Annotated in this window: 16 protein-coding genes; 4 read left to right on the plus strand and 12 right to left on the minus strand. The window is 30.2% G+C overall.

Annotated elements, in window-relative coordinates; translation table 11 throughout:
• Positions 1–124: 124 nt before the first annotated feature.
• The 3 genes from RWS90_RS02060 to RWS90_RS02070 are packed head-to-tail and all read right to left on the minus strand — an operon-like array spanning position 125 to position 2,037.
• Complete coding sequence (locus tag RWS90_RS02060; RefSeq protein ID WP_314548304.1) at positions 125–955, minus strand: hypothetical protein; 831 nt, start codon at positions 953–955, stop codon at positions 125–127.
• The gene (locus tag RWS90_RS02065; RefSeq protein ID WP_314548305.1) at positions 948–1,661 is read right to left on the minus strand and encodes an ATP-binding cassette domain-containing protein; all 714 of its coding nucleotides are present in this window, start codon (positions 1,659–1,661) and stop codon (positions 948–950) included. Before RWS90_RS02065 ends, RWS90_RS02060 begins: the two co-directional genes overlap by 8 nt.
• Positions 1,645–2,037, minus strand: coding sequence for a GntR family transcriptional regulator (locus RWS90_RS02070; protein ID WP_314548306.1), 393 nt, complete (start codon positions 2,035–2,037; stop codon positions 1,645–1,647). The genes RWS90_RS02065 and RWS90_RS02070 overlap by 17 nt, the downstream gene beginning before the upstream one ends.
• A gap of 238 nt (positions 2,038–2,275) precedes the next feature.
• On the opposite strand from RWS90_RS02070, the gene RWS90_RS02075 reads away from it, so the two are divergent.
• From RWS90_RS02075 to arsS, 3 genes are all read left to right on the plus strand, one after another.
• A complete protein-coding gene (locus tag RWS90_RS02075; protein ID WP_314548307.1) occupies positions 2,276–2,959 on the plus strand; it encodes a TIGR04283 family arsenosugar biosynthesis glycosyltransferase in 684 nt (227 codons plus the stop codon).
• Positions 2,960–3,100: 141 nt separating this feature from the next.
• Entirely contained in the window at positions 3,101–3,439 is a 339-nt protein-coding gene (locus RWS90_RS02080; RefSeq protein ID WP_003144831.1) for an arsenosugar biosynthesis-associated peroxidase-like protein, read from the plus strand.
• 6 nt (positions 3,440–3,445) lie between these two features.
• A complete protein-coding gene (gene arsS, locus RWS90_RS02085; RefSeq protein WP_314548308.1) occupies positions 3,446–4,390 on the plus strand; it encodes an arsenosugar biosynthesis radical SAM (seleno)protein ArsS in 945 nt (314 codons plus the stop codon).
• A 104-nt stretch (positions 4,391–4,494) separates the two neighbouring features.
• On the opposite strand, the gene secD is transcribed toward arsS, so the two are convergent.
• The 5 genes from secD to RWS90_RS02110 form a co-directional block, all read right to left on the minus strand.
• Positions 4,495–6,789 (minus strand): protein translocase subunit SecD, encoded by a 2,295-nt coding sequence (gene secD / locus RWS90_RS02090; RefSeq protein WP_314548309.1) that lies wholly within the window; start codon positions 6,787–6,789, stop codon positions 4,495–4,497.
• 137 nt (positions 6,790–6,926) lie between these two features.
• On the minus strand, positions 6,927–7,760 hold the full coding sequence (locus tag RWS90_RS02095) for a Cof-type HAD-IIB family hydrolase (RefSeq protein WP_314548310.1): 834 nt from the start codon (positions 7,758–7,760) through the stop codon (positions 6,927–6,929).
• A complete protein-coding gene (locus RWS90_RS02100; RefSeq protein ID WP_314548311.1) occupies positions 7,760–8,194 on the minus strand; it encodes a GtrA family protein in 435 nt (144 codons plus the stop codon). The genes RWS90_RS02095 and RWS90_RS02100 overlap by 1 nt, the downstream gene beginning before the upstream one ends.
• 159 nt (positions 8,195–8,353) lie before the next feature.
• On the minus strand, positions 8,354–9,919 hold the full coding sequence (locus RWS90_RS02105) for a peptide chain release factor 3 (protein WP_314548312.1): 1,566 nt from the start codon (positions 9,917–9,919) through the stop codon (positions 8,354–8,356).
• 20 nt (positions 9,920–9,939) lie between these two features.
• Complete coding sequence (locus RWS90_RS02110) at positions 9,940–11,436, minus strand: UDP-N-acetylmuramoyl-L-alanyl-D-glutamate--2,6-diaminopimelate ligase (RefSeq protein ID WP_314548313.1); 1,497 nt, start codon at positions 11,434–11,436, stop codon at positions 9,940–9,942.
• Positions 11,437–11,670: 234 nt separating this feature from the next.
• On the opposite strand from RWS90_RS02110, the gene RWS90_RS02115 reads away from it, so the two are divergent.
• Positions 11,671–12,834 (plus strand): SAM-dependent methyltransferase, encoded by a 1,164-nt coding sequence (locus RWS90_RS02115; protein ID WP_314548314.1) that lies wholly within the window; start codon positions 11,671–11,673, stop codon positions 12,832–12,834.
• A gap of 59 nt (positions 12,835–12,893) precedes the next feature.
• On the opposite strand, the gene brnQ is transcribed toward RWS90_RS02115, so the two are convergent.
• From brnQ to RWS90_RS02135, 4 genes are all read right to left on the minus strand, one after another.
• On the minus strand, positions 12,894–14,225 hold the full coding sequence (brnQ, locus tag RWS90_RS02120; RefSeq protein ID WP_314548315.1) for a branched-chain amino acid transport system II carrier protein: 1,332 nt from the start codon (positions 14,223–14,225) through the stop codon (positions 12,894–12,896).
• Positions 14,226–14,422: 197 nt separating this feature from the next.
• Positions 14,423–15,724: an NCS2 family permease gene (locus tag RWS90_RS02125; protein ID WP_314548316.1), complete on the minus strand. Its 1,302-nt coding sequence runs from the start codon at positions 15,722–15,724 to the stop codon at positions 14,423–14,425.
• A 373-nt stretch (positions 15,725–16,097) separates the two neighbouring features.
• Positions 16,098–16,364 (minus strand): hypothetical protein, encoded by a 267-nt coding sequence (locus RWS90_RS02130; protein ID WP_314548317.1) that lies wholly within the window; start codon positions 16,362–16,364, stop codon positions 16,098–16,100.
• A 220-nt stretch (positions 16,365–16,584) separates the two neighbouring features.
• The gene (locus tag RWS90_RS02135) at positions 16,585–17,304 is read right to left on the minus strand and encodes an amino acid ABC transporter ATP-binding protein (RefSeq protein ID WP_314548318.1); all 720 of its coding nucleotides are present in this window, start codon (positions 17,302–17,304) and stop codon (positions 16,585–16,587) included.
• Positions 17,305–17,309 lie beyond the last annotated feature (5 nt).

The raw sequence follows: 17,309 nt of genomic DNA on the forward strand, positions 1-17,309 counted from the left end.
ATTGAAATCCGGGGCTGGAATTTTTTCCATGCCCCGGATTTAGTATACAACCTATATTTATAGCAAAAAACAGTGACTAATAGAATTTATTTAGTAGTCACTGTTTTATTTATATTCTGTTTTACTATCTTATATTATTTTGTTCTTTAATTGGATTTTCATATATTGTTACAATACCTGCTTTCGATGCTTCTTTGACACCACTAGCGAAATCTTTACCTGCATTCATATAAAATTTATAACCGCCAGTAATTATTAATAATACTAAGATCATCACTAGCTTTATTCTTTCATTCTTAGTTAGTTTAGTGCTTTTCTTCATGCTATTTATAACATAAACACACATAAAATGATACACTACTACCAATAGTATTAGAATCAATATTTTTATTATATTAAATTGTGTACTATCGTATTTTGGTCCTGTAAATGCAGCATAAACGCCCAGTAAAACAAATCTGACTATACTTACAATAAATTGATATATTAATATATCCCATATAAAAAAGTAAATAAATGATTTTTTGGTATTTACCATTTGTGTTATAGCTAAGTTAGATAGCGCTATAACAACAATAATAGCGTAAATATATTCTATGACACTTACTCGATTATATATGAAATCTAATATGAAAGCCAATATTCCTCCTAAGAATAAACTTACATAAGTAGTATAATAAATGTATCTAACTTTAATTTTAAATGAAATAGGTAGATATTCTATATATTGTTGTTCAGAATCATCATATTTTCTTCCATTAATCACTATGATTAATGAACTAATTAAAGCTAATAACATATATGTTTTGTCAAATAATAATTCTAGTATAACGCTGATTGTCACAAAGTAATATAATATATATAATCCTTTGTAAAATAATGGCATACTATAATTTCTACTTGATATTAAATTCCAACTTGCTCCAAATTTTGTTTCATATTGTTGTTTAATCATTTTCATTCACTCCCTTCAATAGCGAAAGTAATATTTTCTCTATATCATTAGTCTCGAACCGTTCTTGTAATTCTACCACGTCTTCCTTACTAGTCACTTGACCATTTTTAAATACAATAATATAATCGGCTAGGTTTTCTATTACATATGGTTCTTCAGTTACTATAATGATTGTTTTATCCTCGTCCATATATTCTCTAAGAAGTGTTATCATTTCTTTTCTAGCTATTAAACCAACACCAGAAAATGGATTGTCTAAAACTAATAGTTTAGATTTTGTATAAATTCCTATAGAAAATAATAGTATTTTCCTCTCTCCTTGTGATAGTTCATATATTTTCTTATGACGATATACTTTATGTTTACTCAGAAATTCAAAACATTTCTCTAAATTAAATCTTACATCTAATTTATATATTTTATATAGAACCTCATCTACTCGTAAAGAATCTGAAAATAAAGGTTTATCCGCTACATATGAGTAAAGATTTTTAATATCTACTTCATTTTCATGAAAATTTAGATTATCATAAGTAATTACATTTTTCTCTGAAGGTAAACCTCCTAAAAGTGTTTGAAGAAATAATGTTTTACCACTTCCACTGTTACCTGTAATTGCATAGACATACCCTTCTTCTAACTCCAAATCAATTGGACCAAGTTGAAATGTTCTTTTATTAATTAATAATTTATTCACTTTTATCATAACTTTTCTCCTCAAATACACTATTAAATATATCCTTAATATCATTTAAATTAAGTCCATCATGTATAGCCTTATCAATTATACTCTTAAGTTCGTCAAAGTATTCTTCTTTTTTTATCGTTAAGACAGTAGCTAAATCTATATCATTTACGAAATATCCAACTGCACCTTTTGAATATATTAGCTCTTCTTGCAGCAATACCTCATATGATTTTTTTACTGTAATGATACCAACCTCTAACTCTTTTGCTAAGCTCCTAATTGAAGGCAATTGATCATTATATTTTAAGCTACCATTTAGAATATTACTTTTGATTTGTGTTGCCACCTGCTGATATATCGGAACAGATGACATATTAGAAATTTTTATTTCCATCATACTCCTCCTTATTAATCTCTTTTATGAATTTTATATAATTCAATAAGATAATAAAAACGTTTTTTGTATCTACTGTGATTATACGATAGATACAGTTAGTTTGTCAATATATATTTTGTAATTTCTTATATTTTTATTAAAAATACTTTAAGTCTCAAATTTAAAGATAAATATCATTTTGAAATACTTCGTTACATGTTATAATTATATTAACTATTATTTTAGGAGTGTATTTATGATTACTATTATTGTGCCAATTTATAACGAAGAAAAAACAATACGTGATTTCGTTTATAATCTATATTGTTTGCATAATATTAAAGAACACGAGGTATTATTCATTGATGGTGGCTCTACAGACAAAACAAAAGAAATATTAGATGAACTCTCTTATTTTGGTTATTCATATCATCTTTCTGATAAGAAAGGACGAGCAAATCAAATGAATTATGGTGCAAAAATTGCTAAGGGTGATATCCTATGGTTCGTTCATTGTGATAGTGTTCTTCAAAAAGATGTAATAGAAAAAGTACTTGCTTGCCCAACTGAGGTCGGCTGTCTAAAGATTAGATTCTATCCGAATAGTTTTCCTATGTGGATAAATTCACTTGTTTCTAATATGCGTGCAAGTATTACTAACCTTGCTTTTGGTGATCAAGCAATATTTCTAACCAAGAAAGTTTTTAATGAAGTTGGAGGATATAAAGATATGCCTTTAATGGAAGATTATAAACTCTCAGAAAATTTAAGTGCGTTAAGTTATAAGATTACAGTAATCGACTCTCCTATTACAACTTCTACAAGAAGATATAAAAATCATACTGTAAAGACAATGTGGCAGATACAAAAATTTCAAAAAATGTATAGGCGTGGTGTGCCAGTTGAAGAAATAGCAAAAATGTATAAAGATGTAAGATAACTGATTAGATACTTTTTAGAACTATATTTTAGTTAAATTATACATAATCTCTGTACTAGATAAATTGGGCAATTTCATTGATTATTTATGCAAACTAACATATAATAAAATCATATACAAATTTTAAAGGAGAGAATAAATATGGCAGATTATTTTAAAAAGAAACATTTAATAGAATTTGGCGAAGGAAAATTTGGTGAAGACGCTCCTGATTACTGGAAAAACTTTATGAATTACTACGGAAATGTAATGGCTGAAGGTGAACTAACAACTCGTGAAAAAGCTCTTATTGCACTTGCTGTAGCCCATGCGGAAGCATGCCCTTATTGTATTGATGCTTATACTAGTACTTGTTTAGAAGAAGGATGCGATCAAGATCAAATCGCAGAAGCTATTCATGTTGCTGCTGCTATGAAAGCAGGTATTACTCTAGTACACGGTCTTCAAAGTAAAGAATTATCGGATAAGTTAACTAATTAATATCTTATGACAGAGTTAAATATTCCTAAATTTTTTGACCAAGTTGAGGAAAAACAATATTTATTAACTGAAGAATTTCCTGAAGTTATGCAAATTAACGTAGGTAGTTTATGCAATATTACATGTAGCCATTGTCACGTCGATGGTGGCCCTACTAGAAAAAATAATATGGTTCGAGAAACTTTTGAACAGATAATCGAAGCATTCAAAGTTGGTAAATATAAAACGATGGATATTACAGGCGGTGCACCTGAAATGAATCCGAACTTTAGATGGTTTTTAAAAGAAATTTCTCAGTACGCTAAAACTGTAATTGTAAGAACTAATCTTATTATCCTTGATGTCCCAGCATATAGAGATATACCTGAATTATACCGTGACTTAAAAGTTCAAGTAGTAGCATCTCTACCCTACTATAATGAAAAAGTAGTGGCTAAACAACGTGGAAAAGGTGTTTTTCCTAAGTCAATAGAAGTATTAAGAAAACTAAACGAACTAGGATACGGGAAAGAAGAAGACCTTATCTTAAACCTAGTCTATAATCCAAATGGAGCGTTTTTACCTCCTAAACAAGAAGCACTAGAAAAAACTTATAAGAAAAAACTATATGATAGTTTTGAGATTGTCTTTAATAACCTATTTGCAATAACAAACAATCCTATAGGTAGATTTTCTGAATTCCTTTATAGAGAAGATTTATATGAAGGATATATGAATAAACTTTATAAAGCATATAATCCTGCAACATTACCAGGGCTTATGTGTAGAAATATGATTTCCGTTGGTCCTGACGGATCTTTATATGATTGTGATTTTAACTATATTGAGAAACTAAAGATCTCTGGCGAAGTTAACCATGTGAGTCAGCTTGTCAATAATCATACAGGTGTACGTAAAATTGTGACTGGTATGCATTGTTACGGATGCACTGCAGGAGCTGGTTCTTCTTGAGGTGGCGAAACTTGCTAGCATAGGTTATGCTAAAGTATATATCAATAATATTGAGAACAAAAGACATCAAACTGAATTTCTTCAGCATGATGTCTTTTTATATACTACACTAAAACTTTATCGTTTTCTTTTCTCTCTTTAGGAGATTGACGTACACTTACTGCGATTTTTCCTTTTTTGTTTAATTCACGTACTTTTAATACTGCCCACAATTGTGCTGCAATAAATAGTGATGAATATAAACCAAAGATTAACCCAATAAGTAACGCTACATTGAATGAGTAAATTGAGCTACTTCCTACTAATAACATAACTATAACCGTGATTATAACTGTTAATACTGTATTAATAGAACGAGTTAATGTTTGTCTTAGCGATACGTCTACTACTTTATAAATTTGTTCTTTAGTTGTTAAGACTTTTTCATGACGCATATGTTCACGAATACGGTCAAATGTAACGATAGTATCATTAATTGAGTAACCTACGATTGTTAATACTGCTGCGATGAATGTAATATCTATTTCTAATCTTAATAAGCTCGCTATGAAAATAATTATACATACGTCATGCAGTAAGGCGATAACACTTGTAAGTCCCATACGCCATTCGAATCTAAATGCTACATAAATAATAATACCTATAGAAGCATACAATAGCGCAAATAAGGCATTTTTTGCTAACTCTTTACCGATTACCGGTGATACAACACTTAAATTCGCCTCTTTTTCATATTTTTTAGCAAAATATTCTTTAATCTCTATTGATTTTTCTTGTGCAAAACTTTCTTTTGAATGCACTGTCGCTTGTTTTTTATCTGGTGATAAAACTATTTTTTCATCTTTTACTTTAAGAGCTTCAAGATCCGCTTGTACTTTTTCAACAGATAACTCTGTATTAGCAGCCACATCAATACGTGTACCACTTGAGAAATCAATACCTAGGTTTAGTTTGTACATACCTAAAGAAATCGTTCCAGCAATCATAATCGCAATACTTAAAGCAAAGAATTTCTTCATGTGTTTTGTAAAGCTCAACCACTCAAATTTAGTACTTAAATTAAGTGAGTTTATACCGAACTTAGTTTCGTGAATACTCTTCTTATTAACACCAAAGTAACCTGGTCGATTATTAAAGATATTAGAATTTACTAATAAACTTAATAATAATCTAGTTCCGAATACCGCAGTTATAAAGCTGACTAAAATTGATAATAGTAACATTGTCGCAAACCCTTTAACACTACTTGTTCCAAAGATAAATAGCACTATCGCTGCAATAACTGTTGTAAATTGTGAGTCAAAGATTGTCCATAATGATTGTTTAGCGCCATCTAAATATGCTTTTTTCAACGGATAACCCGCTCGTACTTCTTCTTTAATTCTTTCATACATAATGATATTAGCATCAACCGCCATACCAACCCCAAGAATTAAAGCTGCAATACCAGGAAGTGTAAGCACACCTGAAATCATATTGAAGAATACTACTGTAATGTACACATAAGCAACCATCATTACGCTCGCTACAAATCCAGGAACGCGATAAACAACTAGCATAAATAAACAAATAATAGCTAATGCTATAGCTCCTGCTAACACTGTTTGATTTAACGCATCAGCTCCGAATTGAGCACCTACTGAGTTAGAGTAGATTTCTGTTAACTTAACAGGTAAAGCACCAGAGTTTAGTAAAGCAGCCATTTCTTTGGCTTCTTTTACAGTAAAGTTACCAGTGATTTGAACATCTTTAGAGTTAATAGTTTGTGCTACTTGTGGTGCAGAAACATATTTAGGTTTTTCTTTGGCTGCTTCAGCCTTGAATGAATCTCCTTCATTGAAATCCATCCAAATAACCATTAGATTTTGACCTTGAGGACGTTTACTGATTTCTGAAGTAATATTACCAAATTTATCAGCATCTTTTAACTTCAAATTAACATCTGCTTTGTTATTTTGATCGAATCCTTGTGACGCACCGTTCTCTTGTAAATCAGAACCATCTAAAAGAACCTTATCTTCAATATCACGAATTGTAAGATTCGCTTGTGTTGATAGCACTTTACGAGCTGTTTCTTGATCTTTAACTCCTGCAAGTTCAACACGGATTCTATTTCCTGACTCAACAGTAATAACCGGTTCACTTACCCCAAGTATATTAATACGTCTACTAATAGTATCTGCAGTTGCTTTTACAGCCGCTTCATCTATAGTCTGACCATCTTTAAGAGGTTCTACTTGGTATAGTACCTCAAATCCTCCTTGAAGATCCAGTCCAAGATTTACTTTATCGGCATTAGATTTTGATGTTAATCCTATTGATGTAAGGATAATAACTACTAATGACAAGAAAGCTATTATTCTACTGAACTTTTTCTTCTCATTTCTTCTTCCTCTCATGAAAGTTCTCCTTTATTTTATTTTTCATTGTACAATTAATAGCAATCAAATATAAATTTTTTCATATGTAAATCACTATTTCGGTAATTAATACGCTACCTTCTAATTTATCAAATTTTCGCTAAGTTATCAAGTATTTATTTAATTTTTTCGTAATAATCTTCTACATATTTTATTACAGAAAAATCATTATTATTTCCAATAACTTCATCGCACATGTTTTGGATTTCTTCTGAAGCGTTATTCGGGCAAACACTCCATCCTGCTACATCAAACATTTCTTTATCATTAAAATTATCACCGAATACCACACACTCTTCTATTGGAGAATTATAGTATTCTGCCAGTTTTTCGATTGCAGTACCTTTATTACATCCTTTCGGCATGATATCAAAGAAATTCGATGCTGAGAATGTTCCATCAACTTCCAATACTTCACGAACTTTATTAAAGAAACCAACTACCTTATCATGATCATTTGCAATCATCATAATCTTTTGACAATCCTCTTGATTTTTCTTAAGCTCTCCGATTATATCTTCATGAATGTACATTGGTGTTTTTAATTCTTCTGGCATATCCGCTTCAAGGCGTTTCATACGTGCCATACTAAATGATAAATGCGTACAGTAAATATAATTTAATGTATATACATGAAACTCAATTTCATCATCATTTAATTCTTTAAACATACTGTAGATTTTTTCAATTTCTTCTATTTTGAAACTTTTTTGATATACTATCTCACCTGTTGACAGATTTCTAATTAAACTTCCATTGTTAGAAATAACTACATCGTTCATTCCTAAGTTATGATAATAATGTTTAACTGCAATATCAGGTCTTCCCGTGGCAATTATGAATTTACTTCCCTTATCTTGCAGTTTCACAATCACGTCTTTCGCATTTGGTGCAACTTCTTTTTTATCATTTAGAAAAGTTCCATCCATATCTGTGATAAACCATTTCATTAGTTATTTTTCTCCTTTGTGAAAACTAAAAATTTACTAATAACATAATTAGCAACAAGTACTACGAATTGAATAATGAATTTACTTAAATATGCATTCATCCCTAAATAAATGAATAATTCAACCCCAAATACTTCTATAACAAGTGTAGATAATCTAGCTGTAAAGAATTTACTTAGTTCATAAAAAACTTTCTTAAATCCAACAGCTTTAGAATTAAACACATACTTAGCATTAACAAAATACGCAAACAAAATTGATAATGTTATAGATATTAAGTTTGCTGGTCTAACTTCCATTCCATAATAATACAAAATGAAGTATGTAACTACATTTACTAAAGTTGTACAAACTCCAAAGAAAATATAATTAACTATACTTTTGTATCTAGGTTCTTTGTAAAGATCCAGCATTTTTTTTATTAATTTTTTCATGCTATCCTCTTTTTAATAAAATTTTGCCAACACTTAATTATATAACGATAAGGACTTTTTTTCAAATTTTTACATACCAAATTATCACCAAATACTAAATTATTTTACTGCATAAAAAATTCCTCTTATCTATATAATACATAAATAAGAGGAATTTTCTTAAAGTTTACTAAATAGTTTCACTTCTGGATATTTATCGCTGAACCAGTTCATCGCAAAGTCATTTTCAAATAAGAATACGTAGTTATCATATAAATCTTTAACTAAGATACTTCTAGAACTCGACATATTTTCATTAATTGAATCTTCATTTTCAATCCAACGCGTAGTTTTTTGTCCGATACGTTCCATTACTACTTCAGTATTGTATTCATTTTTCATACGGTGTTCAAAAACTTCAAATTGTAGTTGACCTACTGCTCCTAAGATAATTTGATTCGTATGTAACGTTTTATAGTATTGAATTGCTCCTTCTTGTACTAGTTGCTCAACACCTTTATGGAAGTGCTTTTGTTTTAGTACGTTTTTAGCAGAAACTTTTACGAATATCTCTGGTGTGAATGAAGGAAGTGCTTCAAATTCAACTTTTTTATTTTGGTAAAGTGTATCACCTATTTGATAGTTTCCGCTATCATATAGACCAATAATATCACCCGCATAAGCTACATCTACCGTAGCCTTATCATCTGCCATAAAGTTCGTTGAACGTGATATTTTTAATTTTTTACCTGTTCTTGCTAAGTTTACATCCATACCACGATTAAACTCCCCTGAACACACACGAAGGAAGGCTATTCTGTCACGGTGTTTAGGGTCCATATTAGCTTGGATTTTGAAGATAAATCCTGAGAAATCCTCACCCATTGGTTGAATATCTTCTTCATTTACTCCACGACGCCCTTTTGGTGTAGGTGCATTATCCACATAATAATTTAAGAAGCTTTCAACTCCAAATGATGATAATGCTGACCCGAAGAATACTGGTGTTTGTTCACCTTTTAGTTGTTTTTCATAATCATAATCAACACCCGCTTCTGTTATAAGAATCATGTCATCTACACATTTTTTATACATGGTATCTTGAGCTATCGGATTATCATCTACAATATTATACTCTTCGTCTAATTCGACAAAATCACTATCTTCTTTAAATGGTTCGATAAAATGATTTTTTCTATCCATAATACCGAAGAAGTTTTGCCCCATACCTACCGGTAAGTTCATCGGATATGTTTCGATTTCTAATTTTTCTTCTATTTCCTCTAATAATTCTAGTGGATCTTTAATTTCACGGTCAACTTTGTTGATAAATGTGAAGATCGGAATCCCACGCATACGACAAACTTTGAAAAGTTTTAATGTCTGTGCCTCAATCCCTTTTGCTCCGTCAATAACCATCACAGCACTATCTACAGCCATAAGAGTACGATACGTATCTTCTGAGAAATCTTCGTGCCCTGGAGTATCTAGGATATTAATAATTTTATTATCATAGTCAAGTTGCATTACTGATGAAGTTACAGAGATACCACGTTGTTTCTCAATATCCATCCAGTCACTTTTTGCATATTTTCCTGTTTTTTTACCTTTTACTGTTCCTGCTTCACGAATTGCTCCACCGAATAATAGTAATTTTTCCGTTAATGTCGTTTTCCCTGCATCGGGGTGAGAGATAATCGCAAATGTTCTTCTTTTTTCTACTTGTTCTCTAATTTTTTCTACCACGTTATTTTCCTTTCAAATTTCTATTTAATATTAAATTTCTTTTTCGCTTCTTCTACTGCAACGATTGGATCTGAGTGCCAAACTTTTTTACCACCTTGGAGAATTTCATAATCTTCACGTCCTTTTGAAGCTAATATTACAACATCTCCTGGTTCTGCTAACTCAATTATGCGTTTAACAGCATCAGTTCTAAACCATACTTTTTCATAGTTTTTATGTGTCATACCTTTTTCAATAGACCCCATTAGAATTTCTACGTCTTCATCGCGTGGACTATCAGTTGTTATGACAACATAGTCAGCTTCTGAGATAATTTCACCTATTAATGGTCCTTTTGAAATATCGCGTCCGCCTCCCATTCCAGTAACAAGAAGGGTGCGTTTTCCTTTTCTTATTTCACGAGTTGCTTCTAGTAATTTTTCATAACCATCTGGTGTATGTGCAAAATCACTTATTATATCAATCGGCAAGTCATCTCCTAAAATTTCCATACGTCCATATAAAGCTCCAAGTTCAGGTAAAATTCCAACTAGTTGTTCTACGCTATAGCCTTTTAACCATACAGCTATAAGTGCTGCAAGAACATTACTTACCATAAAGTCTCCAATATAATTGGTAGTACATTCAAATACACCTTCTGGAGATTTTAGAGTGAAGCTTGTTTTATATATTTTATCTCCTTTAAATTGTTTGATGTTATAAGCATAAAAATCCGATGTATTATCTTTGATAGAGTAATTTATTTCTTGTTGATATAAACATTTTGAAATAATGTTATAATAACTATCATCTTTGTTTAAAACGCCATATCTTGCTTCTGATAAGTTGTTTCCTAATGTTGAAAATAGTAAACTCTTGTCATAAGCATATGTTTGCATATCTCCATGAAAATCTAAATGTTCATGTGTAAGATTCGTAAATATCGCTACATCGATATTTACATTATAAATACGACCTAATGCCATCGCATGTGATGATGCTTCAAATGCAAGGTTACCTATTTTTTCTTTACGTAGCTCTCCAATTTGATTGTGTAGAGTTACCACATCAGGTGTTGTATTCCCGAAATAAAGTGGTTCACTATCATTTTTCCCAAAACCATTTGTTCCTATGTATGCACTACTTTCACCTAGTATACGTAACATATTGTGAACCAATGTTGAAATACTAGTTTTTCCATTTGTTCCAGTTACCGCTACTGTATGTACATTAGTACCTTCATTAATTTTCTTCGCGATCATACTAGCGATTTTTTCAATCTCATGTTCTTTTACAACAATAACAGCACAGTTTTCTACATTATAATTTTCAAAACGACTAGCTATAACTAAAGATGCACCTTGTTCTATTACTTTTTCTATATAATTATGGCCATCTACAGTGTATCCTTTAATAGCGACAAACACATCTCCTTCTCCTACTTTTCTAGAATCTTGAGATATACTATTCACACTTTTTGGCAGATTTCCATAAATAGTTTTTATTTTTATATTATCAATAATATCTAAAATATTCATACTAGCTACCTTTTTCTTAGTTTTCTAACTACTAAATTATACCACGCATACTATTAATACTCAACCAACAACAGCAATAAATTTCCTTATACTACACTTTTCTCACAATTAATTTTAAAATATTATTAAAATACAGACTTTATATTTAATATTACTCCTCTTATGTTGCGAATTAATAAAATCTAGTGTAATATATATAAGAAATCATTTAAAAGAAAATTTTAAGGAGTTACAATGAAACACGCAATTATTTCTGAAATACTAACTCATATTGCAAATAATAATATTAATAAAATTACTTTTTCTAATATTCGTAATAAGGAGTTAGAACTGGACAAAGTCATTGGAAAATTAGTTAATATTAAAAATAATATCAACCTACAATTAGAATATCGTTATAAGAGAATAATAAAGCACACAAACATGGTTACTACTGATTCAGAAAATATTGAAAAAGAAATCATAGAACTTTTTGAATTAGCAAAAGATATAAATATCGTAACTGTTGATGAAAATATAAATATAAAAGTATCAAAAAAATTCAAAATAAGCGTGAATAGAAAGAAAACAGCTACTAAGGCTATTTCATTTGAACATAATAAGAAAAAAGACTATTTCTTAGACGAAAAACAAAAATATTCATTCTTAGTAGAGCTAGGCATTCAAAATAATGATGGTAAGGTCATAAAGAGCAAGTATAATAAATTCAAGCAGATAAATAAATATCTTGAATTTATTAAACAAGCTACTACTCAATTAGATTCTAATAAACAGATTACGATTCTAGATTTTGGTAGTGGTAAAAGTTACTTAACATTTTCTACCTATTATTATTTAACTGAAGTTCTTAATATGAATGTAAAGATTATTGGAATAGATCTTAAAAAAGAAGTTATTGAACATTGTAATAATATAGCTGAAAAACTTAATTTTTCTAATCTTAGCTTTATTTACGGCGACGTTATCGACTATGAAAATAAAGATGAAATAGATATGGTTATTAGTTTACATGCATGTAATACTGCAACTGATATAGCTATTCTAAAAGCTCTAAGTTGGAAAGCAAAAGTATTTTTTGCTGTACCTTGTTGTCAAAAAGAGGTTAATAGTCAACTTAACGCTGACTTTCTTCCCTTTATGCTTAAACACGGTATAATTAAAGAAAAATTCTCGACATTACTTACAGATTCTGTTCGTAGCGAAGTACTTGAAGCATTTGGTTATAAATCTGATATAGTGGAGTTTATCTCCGCTGAAAACACACCAAAAAATCAACTTATTAGAGCATATAAAATAACGAATACTATCGATAAGGATAAAATAACTGATCTTGAGAAATTCACTACTTCATTAAATGTAGAGATGTTCTTGCTAGATGAGATTAAAAAAATAATATAGTAAAAAGCATTAGCTCTGTGTTTTGAGCTAATGCTTTTTAATTTCTCTTAATTTTTAAATTATAGTTCACTAAAGTCGTAAACTTTACCTTTTTGTCTATTTGGTAATACAGCAGCCACTACTAAGCATACTACTGCAGGTACTAACCACTCTAAACTTTGTGCTGCTAGTGGAAGTTTTGCGATTAAAGCGCTAAGTGTAGCTACTTTAAATGTGCTTCCTACTACAGAAAGAATAGAAATTAGTGTTACTACTGCCATAGTTAATTGCATACCTAATTTTGACAATGCAACGTATTTGTTAACGATAACGATTAATACTAATGCGATTGTGATTGGGTATAAGAATAATAACATTGGTACTGAGAATTGGATAACACTTTGTAACCCTACGTTTGCAATAGCAAAACCTACAATTGTGAAGATAACAGCATACACTTTGTATGAAAATTGTGGGAATTTTTCGTTAAAGAATTCTGAAGTCGCAACGATTAAGCCTACTGTTGTAGTGAAACATGTAAGAATTACCATTATTCCTAAGAATACACTACCAAAGTTACCAAATATTAATCGAGCTGACTCTGATAATACATAAGCTCCTTTGTTAACTTTAGCATTAGCTAATACTTCTGCAGGTACTGCAAATCTATTACCTAGTAATCCTAAACCAACATATAGAACACTGAATCCAATTCCTGTTGCAATACCAGCAACCCAAACACTAGATAAGAACTCTTTTTTATCTTTAAAGCCAAGTTGTTTTAAAGCGCTCATTGCAATAATACAGAATGCTACTGAAGCAAGAGCATCAAGAGTGTTATATCCTTCGATAAATCCTGTACCGAATGCTAATCCACTAGTAGCATATGTTTTAGCTGCTGTTCCTGTTGAGTTGAATTTAGATACTCCTAAGATTACTAAAACTACGATTAATAAAGCAAAAATAGGTGTTAAAATTTTACCTACACTATTTAAAATCTTAGTTGGATTTACCGCTAATAAAAACGCACACACAAAATAAATAACTGTAAAAATTAATAACCACGGTAAACTACTTCCAGCTACAACTGGTGCTACTCCAATATCAAATGCAGTTGCTGCAGTTCTTGGAATCGCAAAAAGTGGTCCAATTGATAAATAAAGTAAAACTAAGTATGTAATTGAGAATAATGGTGAAATTTTCTCATCCATCTCTGCTCCATAACCATTTGGATTAAGTGCACCAACTATTAGTGTAACAATAGCTATACCTACTCCAGAAACTACAAACCCTAAAATAGCTGGCCAAAAGTTTCCTCCTGCACTTACTCCTAGTGCTGGTGGAAAGATTAAGTTTCCAGCACCAAAAAAGATACCAAATAATAACAATCCGGTCAATAAACCTTTTTTCATAATAAAAATTTCCTTTCATTTTTTTGTAATATACCTATAATACTACAACTTCTCAAAAAAGGCAAACACTTTTTTTAAAAAACTTACAAAAGTTATTTAACTTTCTTTGGAATTAACTGACAATATTCCTCATATGTAAAAAAATTGAGTTTGAAGTAATTTTCAAACTCAACTTGTATTTTTATATGATTTTTATTTTAAACATGCAACCATAGCAATTGTATTACGAAAAGTATCGCAAATACGTACATTAGTGGATGAATATCTTTCCATTGTTTTTTAGATAATTTTAGGACTACATAGAATATAAATCCAAATGCGATACCGTCATTAATTGATCCTGTAAGAGGAATACCTACAATTGTTACGAATGCTGGAAATGCTTCTGTAATATCGTTCCACTCGATTTTTGCAATACTTTCCATCATAAATGATCCAATGATTATTAATGCTGGTGATGTAATCGCAGGAACTGATGCCAAGCTACTAGCTAGAGGGAATAAGAAAATTGATATTACTACAAAGAAACTTGTTGTTAGTGCTGTAAGACCAGTACGTCCACCATTAGCAACCCCTGCAGATGATTCTATGTATGCAGAAGTTGGTGTACTTCCGAATAAAGATCCTGCTAATGATGCAAATGAATCAGCCAATAATGCTTCTTTTGCTTTTTCCATTTTACCATTTTTCACTAATCCGGCTTGAGTAGTTACAGCAACCATTGTTCCTGTAGTATCGAATAATGTAACCATTAGGAAAGTAAAGACTATTCCATATAAACCTAATTGTAATGCATTGATACTTTCTGTTACTGGATTATATAATAAGCTCAAATCCATATGAGGAATTCCAAATACTTTATCTACTTTTAACATTCCTGTGAAGTATGAAACTACAGCAACTGCTGCCATTCCTATGAAGATAGCTCCTTTTACCTCTAGTGCCAATAAAACAAGTATTATAAAGATACCTAAAATTGTCATATAAGCTACTGGATTTTTTAAATCACCTAGTGAAAGAATCGTATGAGGATTCGCTACTATTAATGCTGAGTTTTTCAATCCTAAGAATGCGATAAATAGTCCGATTGCAGCTGAAATTCCGTATCTTAAATTATTAGGAATCGAATCAATTAAACTTTCTCTAAATTTTGTTGCTGATAAAATTACAAAAATAAGTGCTCCTAAAAAACACGTAGCCAATAATGTTTTATAGTTATATCCTGATGTAGCCGCTAATGTTGCAAAATATGAGTTAATACCCATACCCGGTGCTACTACTATTGGATAATTCGCTGCTAATGCCATTATTAAAGTACCAACTAATATTGCGATGATAGTCGCTGTAAATACTCTATCTAATGGCACACCCGATGCTGATAATACAGCTGGATTTACTACTAAAATATAGCTCATTGAGAAAAATGTGATTAATCCAGAAACAACTTCAGTTCTAGCATCTGTATTATTTTCTCTTAATTTAAAAAGACGTTCTAACATATATAGAAAATTCTCCTTAGTTTTTTATTAATGCCTAAGCACAATATAATAATATACTTTAAAAATATAATTGTCAAGAGTTTTTTGTGTAAAGTTCATTTTTTACTACTTTTGAGATGTTGCTTGTAACTAATTAACGGATAAAAACTATATTTATAGAAGGAAATGTTAAATTTACATATTCTTCTGAATCGAAGAAACGAACGATATAAGTTTATTTTTTTCGTTAAAATACGATTTTAGTAAATAATTTCTCATATGAAACCTTAGTTTATTAATCAATTTTTTTCTAAATCATTTTTGAATTTAATTATAAAATAGCGATTTAAAGAGTGATTTCTAAGAAATACGAATTTTAAATCACTACATATTATTATTCATCTTCAGGAATTACTCCCATTATTTTTAATAGCCATTTCCACTCTAATAATAATTGTAAAGCATATAGCATTAAAAACAGATATATCATTTTTGTTATTGGGAAATCATGGTAATCAAAAAAGAAAAATCTTAAAAAAATCACAAATATCAACGATACTGAACAGATTTTAAAATGTCTATCTCCTGCGACTTTTATATTAAAAAATATAAGAAATATAGGAGTTAAACTCCAACTCACAAAACTATCTAATACATTCATAATTGATCCTCCTTATTTTACATCTAAAATAACAGCACAAATTCACAACTATATACCCTATATTTTATCATATAGTTAACATAAAGTGAAACGTTTACACAGATAGTTAGAACGCTACTATTTTTTCTATTGAGCTTCTCTTTACATATCTATAAAACCATATTCATACAAAAAAATATCACTAAGAAATGTACTTAATTCCTTAGTGATATATTCTATATTATAATATTTTTGAGAAGAATTCTTTTGTTCTTTCTTCTTTTGGATTATCAAATATTTCCGATGGAGTTCCTTGTTCTAAAACTACTCCCCCATCCATAAATATTACTTTATCCGCAACTTCTTTTGCGAAATTCATTTCGTGAGTAACTATTAGCATAGTTAATCCTTCTTCTGAAAGTTCTTTAATTACATCTAGTACTTCTTTTACCATTTCTGGATCTAATGCACTAGTAGGTTCATCGAATAGTAATACTTCTGGTGAGTTAGCTAAGGCACGTGCAATAGCTACACGTTGTTTTTGTCCTCCTGAAAGACTATTTGGATAAACATCCTTTTTGTCCTCTAATCCAACACGTCTTAATAACTCAACTGCCTTTTTCTCTATGTTTTCAGCAGTATCATCACCGAACGTTTTTGGAGCAAGTATAATATTTTCTAATACACTCATATTAGGGAATAGATTAAAGTTTTGGAATACCATTCCTACTTTTTTTCTATATTTATTGATATTTTGTTTAGTAATATCTTCCCCATTATATAAGATTTGTCCACTTGTAGGTGTTTCTAATAAGTTTACACAACGTAATGCTGTACTTTTTCCACTACCACTTGAACCTAGAATTGCGATTTTCTCCCCTTTTTCGACACTGATATTTACACCTTTTAGTACTTCTAATTTTCCGAATTTTTTATGTAAATCTTTTATTTCTAATAACAATTTGT

The sequence above is a fragment of the uncultured Gemella sp. genome (assembly GCF_963529685.1).
In the GTDB taxonomy this organism is placed as follows: Bacteria; Bacillota; Bacilli; order Staphylococcales; family Gemellaceae; genus Gemella.

Coding starts and splice junctions, on each gene's coding strand:
- RWS90_RS02060 (WP_314548304.1), bottom strand. CDS start 955: ATGATTAAACAACAATATGAAACAAAATTTGGAGCAAGTTGGAATTTA.
- RWS90_RS02065 (WP_314548305.1), bottom strand. CDS start 1,661: ATGATAAAAGTGAATAAATTATTAATTAATAAAAGAACATTTCAACTT.
- RWS90_RS02070 (WP_314548306.1), bottom strand. CDS start 2,037: ATGGAAATAAAAATTTCTAATATGTCATCTGTTCCGATATATCAGCAG.
- RWS90_RS02075 (WP_314548307.1), top strand. CDS start 2,276: ATGATTACTATTATTGTGCCAATTTATAACGAAGAAAAAACAATACGT.
- RWS90_RS02080 (WP_003144831.1), top strand. CDS start 3,101: ATGGCAGATTATTTTAAAAAGAAACATTTAATAGAATTTGGCGAAGGA.
- arsS (WP_314548308.1), top strand. CDS start 3,446: ATGACAGAGTTAAATATTCCTAAATTTTTTGACCAAGTTGAGGAAAAA.
- secD (WP_314548309.1), bottom strand. CDS start 6,789: ATGAGAGGAAGAAGAAATGAGAAGAAAAAGTTCAGTAGAATAATAGCT.
- RWS90_RS02095 (WP_314548310.1), bottom strand. CDS start 7,760: ATGAAATGGTTTATCACAGATATGGATGGAACTTTTCTAAATGATAAA.
- RWS90_RS02100 (WP_314548311.1), bottom strand. CDS start 8,194: ATGAAAAAATTAATAAAAAAAATGCTGGATCTTTACAAAGAACCTAGA.
- RWS90_RS02110 (WP_314548313.1), bottom strand. CDS start 11,436: ATGAATATTTTAGATATTATTGATAATATAAAAATAAAAACTATTTAT.
- RWS90_RS02115 (WP_314548314.1), top strand. CDS start 11,671: ATGAAACACGCAATTATTTCTGAAATACTAACTCATATTGCAAATAAT.
- brnQ (WP_314548315.1), bottom strand. CDS start 14,225: ATGAAAAAAGGTTTATTGACCGGATTGTTATTATTTGGTATCTTTTTT.
- RWS90_RS02125 (WP_314548316.1), bottom strand. CDS start 15,724: ATGTTAGAACGTCTTTTTAAATTAAGAGAAAATAATACAGATGCTAGA.
- RWS90_RS02130 (WP_314548317.1), bottom strand. CDS start 16,364: ATGAATGTATTAGATAGTTTTGTGAGTTGGAGTTTAACTCCTATATTT.